The 6,227-nt window shown below is 77.0% G+C and carries 2 protein-coding genes; both read right to left on the bottom strand.

Annotated elements, in window-relative coordinates; genetic code table 11:
• The coding region (locus tag IF37_RS0137655; RefSeq protein WP_030753935.1) for a beta-ketoacyl synthase N-terminal-like domain-containing protein at positions 1 to 885 on the bottom strand (885 nt) is incomplete at its 3' end.
• A gap of 51 nt (positions 886 to 936) precedes the next feature.
• Positions 937 to 6,227, bottom strand: a 5,291-nt coding sequence (locus tag IF37_RS0137650) for a type I polyketide synthase (RefSeq protein ID WP_037858165.1), incomplete at its 5' end; no start/stop codon positions are given.

The raw sequence follows: 6,227 nt of genomic DNA, 5'->3' as shown, positions 1-6,227 counted from the left end.
CGACGCACCGTCCTGGTTCACCGCCGAACCCCGCACCACCGCCAGCACCGGATGCCCGTTGCGCCGCGCGTCCGACAACCGCTCCAGCACCAGCACGCCCAGCCCTTCGGAGAAGCCGGTGCCGGCCGCGTCGTCGGCGAAGGAGCGGCAGCGCCCGTCCGGGGAGAGCGCGCCCTGCCTGCTGAACTCCACGAACGTGCCGGGCGAGGCCATCACCGTCACTCCCCCGGCCAGCGCCAGGGTGCACTCGCCCTGCCGGAGTGCCTGGGCGGCCAGGTGCAGCGTGACCAGCGAGGAGGAGCAGGCGGTGTCGACGGAGAGCGTCGGGCCCTCCAGCCCGAGCGTGTAGGCGACGCGGCCGGAGACGACGCTGCCGGAGCCGAAGCTGCCGAAGTAGTCGTGGTACATGACGCCCGCGAACACGCCGGTGCGCGATCCGCGCAGCGAGACGGGGTCGATGCCGGCGTTCTCCAGCGCCTCCCAGGAGCCTTCGAGCAGCAGCCGCTGCTGCGGGTCCATGACGAGGGCCTCGTGCGGTCCGATGCCGAAGAAGGCGGCGTCGAAGTCGCCCGCGTCGTGCAGGAATCCGCCCTCACGGGTGTAGGAGCGGCCCGGTACGCCCGGGGTCGGGTCGTACAGGCCGGGGTCCCAGCCGCGGTCGTCGGGGAAGCCGGTGATGCCCTCCCCGCCGTCCGCGACCAGGCGCCACAGGTCCTCCGCGGAACGGACCCCGCCCGGGTAACGGCAGGCCATGCCGACGATCGCGACCGGTTCCCGGGCCGCCGCCGTCAGCGCGCGGTTGCGTTCCCGCAGCCGCTCGATCTCCTTCAGCGAGGCGCGCAGGGCCTCGACCATCCTGGTGTCCGGCTTCTCGGACTCGGCCATGGTCCTCTTCCTTGTCGCGGGGCGTCGTCGGGGCGTCGTCGGGCGCCGCCGTCACAGGGCGTCGTCGTCCCCGACGAGGTCGTCGAGCGCCATGCTGATCAGGCTCTCGGCGTCCATCGCGTCGATCGACGCGCCGCCGGGTCCGCCGTCCGGGGCCGGCTGCGGCGCGGGCCGCAGTCCGGCGAGTTCGAGCAGGCTGTCGAGCAGACCGGCCTCGCGCAGCCGCCGCACCGGGAGGGCGGCGAGCGCGGCCCGTACGGTGTCCTCCTCGTCGCGCGGGCCGTCGGCGGTGCGCGGGGCCAGTTCGGCGGCGAGGTGGCCGGCGAGCGCGGCCGGCGTGGGGTGGTCGAAGACGAGCGTGGCGGTCAGTCTGAGGCCGGTGGCCCCGTTGAGCCGGTTGCGGAACTCGACGGCGGTCAGCGAGTCGAACCCGAGGTCCTTGAAGGGCAGTCCGTCGTCGAACTCCTCGGTGCCGAGCACCGCGCGGGCCTCCTCCCGCACCAGCCGCAGCAGCCGTTCGGTGCCGTCCTCGGGGGACAGCGCGGCCAGTTCGCGGCGCAGGGCCGACGCGGCGGCCGATGCCCCGGGCCCGGTCCGGCGCGGTGTGCGCACCAGGGAGCGCAGCAGCGGCGCGACCCGGGCGGCCTCGCGCGGGGCGAGGTCCAGGCGGGCCGGGAGCAGGACCGGTTCGTCGCGGCCCGCCGCCGTGTCGAACAGGGCGAGTCCGGCCTCGGCGTCGAGGGGAAGCACGCCGCCGGAGGCGATCCGGCGGGCGTCGGTGCCGTCGAGCCGGTCGGCCATGCCGCCGCTGCCCGCCCAGGCGCCCCAGGCGAGCGAGACCGCGGGCAGGCCCAGGCCACGGCGGTGGGCGGCGAGGGCGTCGAGGAAGGCGTTGCCGGCGGCGTAGCCGGCCTGTCCGGGGCTGCCCAGCAGTCCGGCCGCGGAGGAGAACAGCACGAACGCCGTCAGCGGGCGTTCCCGGGTGAGTTCGTGCAGGTTCCAGGCGGCGTCCAGCTTCGGCCGCAGCACCGTGTCCAGCCGCTCGGGCGTGAGCGAGGTCAGGACGGCGTCGGCGAGGACGCCCGCGGTGTGCACGACGGCGGAGACCGGGTGGGCGTCCAGGACCCGGGCGAGCGCGGCGCGGTCGGCGGCGTCGCAGGCGACGACGGTCACCCGTGCGCCGAGCGCGGTGAGTTCCTCGGTCAGCGCGGTCGCGCCGGGTGCCGCCGGCCCGCTGCGGCTGAGCAGCACCAGCCGCTCGGCCCCGTGTGCGGTGACCAGGTGCCGGGCGACCAGCCGGCCGAGGGCGCCGGTGCCGCCGGTGACGAGGACGGCGCCGGAGAGGCCGGCGGGGGCGGGCTCGGCCAGGCGTACGGCGCGCACCAGCCTGGGCACGCTCAACGCGCCCTCACGCAAAGCCAGTTGGGATTCGCCGGAGGCGACGGCGGAGGGCAGCAGGCGCCGGGAGGCGTCGGTGTCGTCCAGGTCGGCGAGGACCAGCCGGTCGGGGTGCTCGGACTGGGCGGAGCGGATCAGGCCCCACGCGGCGGCGGCGCCGGGGTCGGTGACGTCCCCGGGGCCGCCGGCGCCGCGCGTCGCCACCACCAGGGTGCTCTCGGCGAACCGGGCGTCGGCCAGCCAGTCCCGCACCCGGGTCAGCAACTCGCCGACGCCGGCCCGGACCGCGTCCGCCGTCGCGCCCCCGGTGTGCGTGAGGACCAGGGTGTCGGGGCGCTGTCCGGCGGCCTCGGCCAGGTCTGCGGCGACGGCGACCTCGGCGACCTCGCCCGCCAGCGCGGCGGCCAGTTCCGTCCGGCCGTCACCGAGCACGGTCCACCGTCCGGCCTGCGGGGCGGCGGGCACGGCGACGGGTGCCCAGTCCAGGACGAACAGGTCGTCATGGCCGCCCGCGGCGGCCGCGGCGATCCGTTCCGGGTCCACCTCCCGCAGGGCCAGCGACGCCACCCGCGCCACCGGCCGGCCGGTGGGGTCGGCGGCCTCGATCCGCACCGCGCCGTCGCCGGCCGGGGCGATCCGCACCCGCAGTTCGGTCGCGCCCCGCTCGTACAGCTCGACGCCGTTCCAGGCGAACGGCAGCGTCATGCGCTCCGCGGCACCGGCGCGCAGCCCGACGGCGTGCAGGGCGGCGTCGAACAGGGCCGGGTGCAGACCGAACCCGGCGGTGCCGGCCGGGACGGCGACCTCGGCGTACGCCTCGTCGCCGCGCCGCCAGGCCGCCCGCAGCCCCTGGAAGCGGGGCCCGTACTCGGCGCCCAGCTCCGCCAGCCGGTCGTAGACGCCGTCCAGGGGGACCGGTTCGGCGCCGGGCGGCGGCCAGGCGGTCAGGTCGTGGGCGGGCCGCCGCTCGGCGGGCCGCAGCACACCGGTGGCGTGGGTGGTCCAGGGGTCGCCGTCGGCCGCGGCGGCGAACACCCGGAAGGCGCGGGCGGCGGCCGCGTCGGCTTCGCCGACGGCGCACTGGAGGCGGACGGCGCCGTCCTCGGGCAGGACCAGCGGTTCGGTGACGGTCAGTTCCTCCACGAGGGCGCAGCCGGCGCGCTCCCCGGCGGCGAGGGCCATCTCCACGAAGGCGGTGCCCGGCAGCAGCGGCACTCCGCCGACGGCGTGGTCGGCCAGCCACGGGTGGCCGGCGAGGGAGAGCTGCCCGGTGTACAGGGTGCTGTCGGTGCCGGCGAGTTCCACGGCGGTGCCCAGCAGCGGATGGCCGTCGGCCGGGCGCGGCAGGCCCACGTCGCCGGTCATCCAGTACCGGGAGCGCTGGAAGGCGTAGGTGGGCAGTGCGGAGCCGTCCCGGTGGGGCAGCAGGGGCGTCCAGTCGACGCCGGTGCCGTGCGCGTGCAGGGTGGCGAGCCCGGCGAGCAGGGCCTCGGTCTCCTCGCGGTCCTTGCGCAGCAGCGGGACGACGGCCGGTTCGCCGGGCAGGCACTCGCCGGCCGCGGCGGTCAGCGCGCCGCCCGGGCCGACCTCGGCGAAGTGCCGGGCGCCGGCGTCGTGCAGGGCGGTGACGGCGTCGGCGAAGCGGACGGCCTCGCGGGCGTGCCGTACCCAGTACTCGGGCGTGGACAGCTCGTCGGGGGCGGCCGGGGCGCCGGTGAGGGTGGAGACCAGCGGGATGCGCAGCGTGCCGTAGGACAGGGCGGCGGCGACCTCGCGGAACTCCTGGAGCATCGGCTCCATCAGGGCGGAGTGGAAGGCGTGGCTGACGGCCAGTTCCCGGGTGCGCTCGAAGCGGGCGGCCAGGGCGCGGGCCGGTCCGGCGGGGCCGGAGACGACGAGCGAGGCGGGGCCGTTGACGGCGGCGATGCCCACGCCGTCGCCGAGCAGCGGCACGACCTCGTCCTCGGTGGCGCGTACGGCGATCATCACACCGCCCTCGGGCAGGGCCTGCATGAGGCGGCCCCGGGCGGCGATCAGCGTGCAGGCGTCCTTGAGGCCGAGCACGCCCGCGACATGGGCGGCGGCGTACTCGCCGACGGAGTGTCCGGCGAGCAGGTCGGGCCGGACGCCGAAGGACTCCAGCAGCCGGTACAGGGCCACCTCGACGGCGAACAGCGCGGGCTGGGTGTACTCGGTGCGCTCCAGCAGACCGGCGGAGTCCAGGATCTCGGCGAGCGGCCGGTCCAGCAGCGGGTCCAGGTGGGCGCGGACCTCGTCGAAGGCGGCGGCGAAGGCGGGGAAGGCCGCCGCGAGGCGGGTGCCCATGCCGGGCAGCTGCGAGCCCTGGCCGGAGAAGAGGAGGGCGAGCCGGCCGTCGGTGGCGGTGGCGAGGGCGCCGCCCTCGGGGGCGCGGCCCTCCGCCACCGCCCGGACCCCGGCGGTCAGTTCGTCCCGGGTGCGGCCGAGGACGGCGGCCCGGTGGCCGAGCCGGGTGCGGGCGTGGGCGAGCGCGCCGGCGAGGCGGTGCGGGTCGGTGTCCGGCGCGGCGGACAGGTGGTCGAGGAGCCGGGCGGCCTGGGCGCGCAGGGCGTCCGGGGTGTGTCCGGACAGCAGCCATGGCACGGTGCCGGCGGGCGGCGCGGCGGGCTCGGCGGCGTCTTCCGGGCCGGGCGCCGCCTCGATGATCACGTGGGCGTTGGTGCCGGAGATGCCGAAGGAGGAGACGCCGGCGCGGCGCGGGCGTCCCGGGTCGGGCCAGGGGCGGTTCTCGGTGAGCAGCCGTACGTTGCTCCCCTCCCACTCCACGTGCCGGGAGGGCCGGTCGATGCCGAGGCTGGCGGGCAGGGTCTCGTGGCGCAGCGCCTCGACCATCTTGATGACACCGGCGACACCGGCGGCGGCCTGGGTGTGGCCCAGGTTGGACTTGACCGAGCCGAGCCACAGCGGGCGGTCCTCGGTGTGCTCGGCGCCGTAGGTGGCGATCAGGGCCTGGGCCTCGATGGGGTCGCCGAGCGTGGTGCCGGTGCCGTGCGCCTCGACCACGTCGACGTCGGCCGCCGTGACGCCGGCCGCCCGCAGGGCGCGCCGGATGACGCGCTGCTGGGCGGGCCCGTTGGGGGCGCTGATGCCGTTGGAGGCGCCGTCCTGGTTGACGGCGGTGCCGCGCAGCACGGCGAGGACGGTACGGCCGTTGCGGCGGGCGTCGGAGAGCCGTTCCAGCAGCAGCACGCCGGCGCCCTCGCCGAAGCCGGTGCCGTCGGCGGCGTCCGCGAAGGGCTTGCAGCGGCCGTCGGCCGACAGGCCCCGGTGCCGGCTGAACTCCACGAAGGTGCCCGGGGTGGCCATCACGGTCACTCCCCCGGCCAGCGCCAGCGAGCAGTCGCCCTGCCGGAGCGCCTGGGCGGCCAGGTGCAGCGCCACCAGTGACGAGGAGCAGGCGGTGTCGACGGAGAGCGTCGGGCCCTCCAGACCGAGCGTGTAGGCGACGCGGCCGGAGACCACGCTGCCGGAGCCGAAGCTGCCGAAGTAGTCGTGGTACATGACGCCCGCGAACACGCCGGTGTCGGAGCCGCGCAGGGCGGCGGGGTCGATGGAGGCGCGCTCCAGCGCCTCCCAGGAGGTCTCCAGCAGCAGCCGCTGCTGGGGGTCGGTGACCTCGGCCTCCTCGTCGTCCATGGCGAAGAACGCCGGGTCGAAGTCGGCGGCGTCGTACAGGAAGGCGCCGTGGCGGGTGTAGCTGGTGCCGGGCCGGTCCAGGGTCGGGTCGTACAGGTTCGCCACGTCCCAGCCGCGGTCGGCGGGGAACTCGCCGACCGCGTCCCGGCCCTCGGCGACCATCCGCCACAGCTCCTCCGGCGAGCCGATGCCGCCGGGGAAGCGGCAGGCCATGCCGATGACGGCGATCGGTTCGTCGTCGGCGGCGGCCCGGGGGGTGGTGCGGGCGG

Origin of the sequence: Streptomyces sp. NRRL S-31 (assembly GCF_000718775.1) — a bacterium.
Classification (GTDB): Bacteria; Actinomycetota; Actinomycetes; order Streptomycetales; family Streptomycetaceae; genus Streptomyces.
This window is presented reverse-complemented; position numbering and strand designations above follow the sequence as displayed.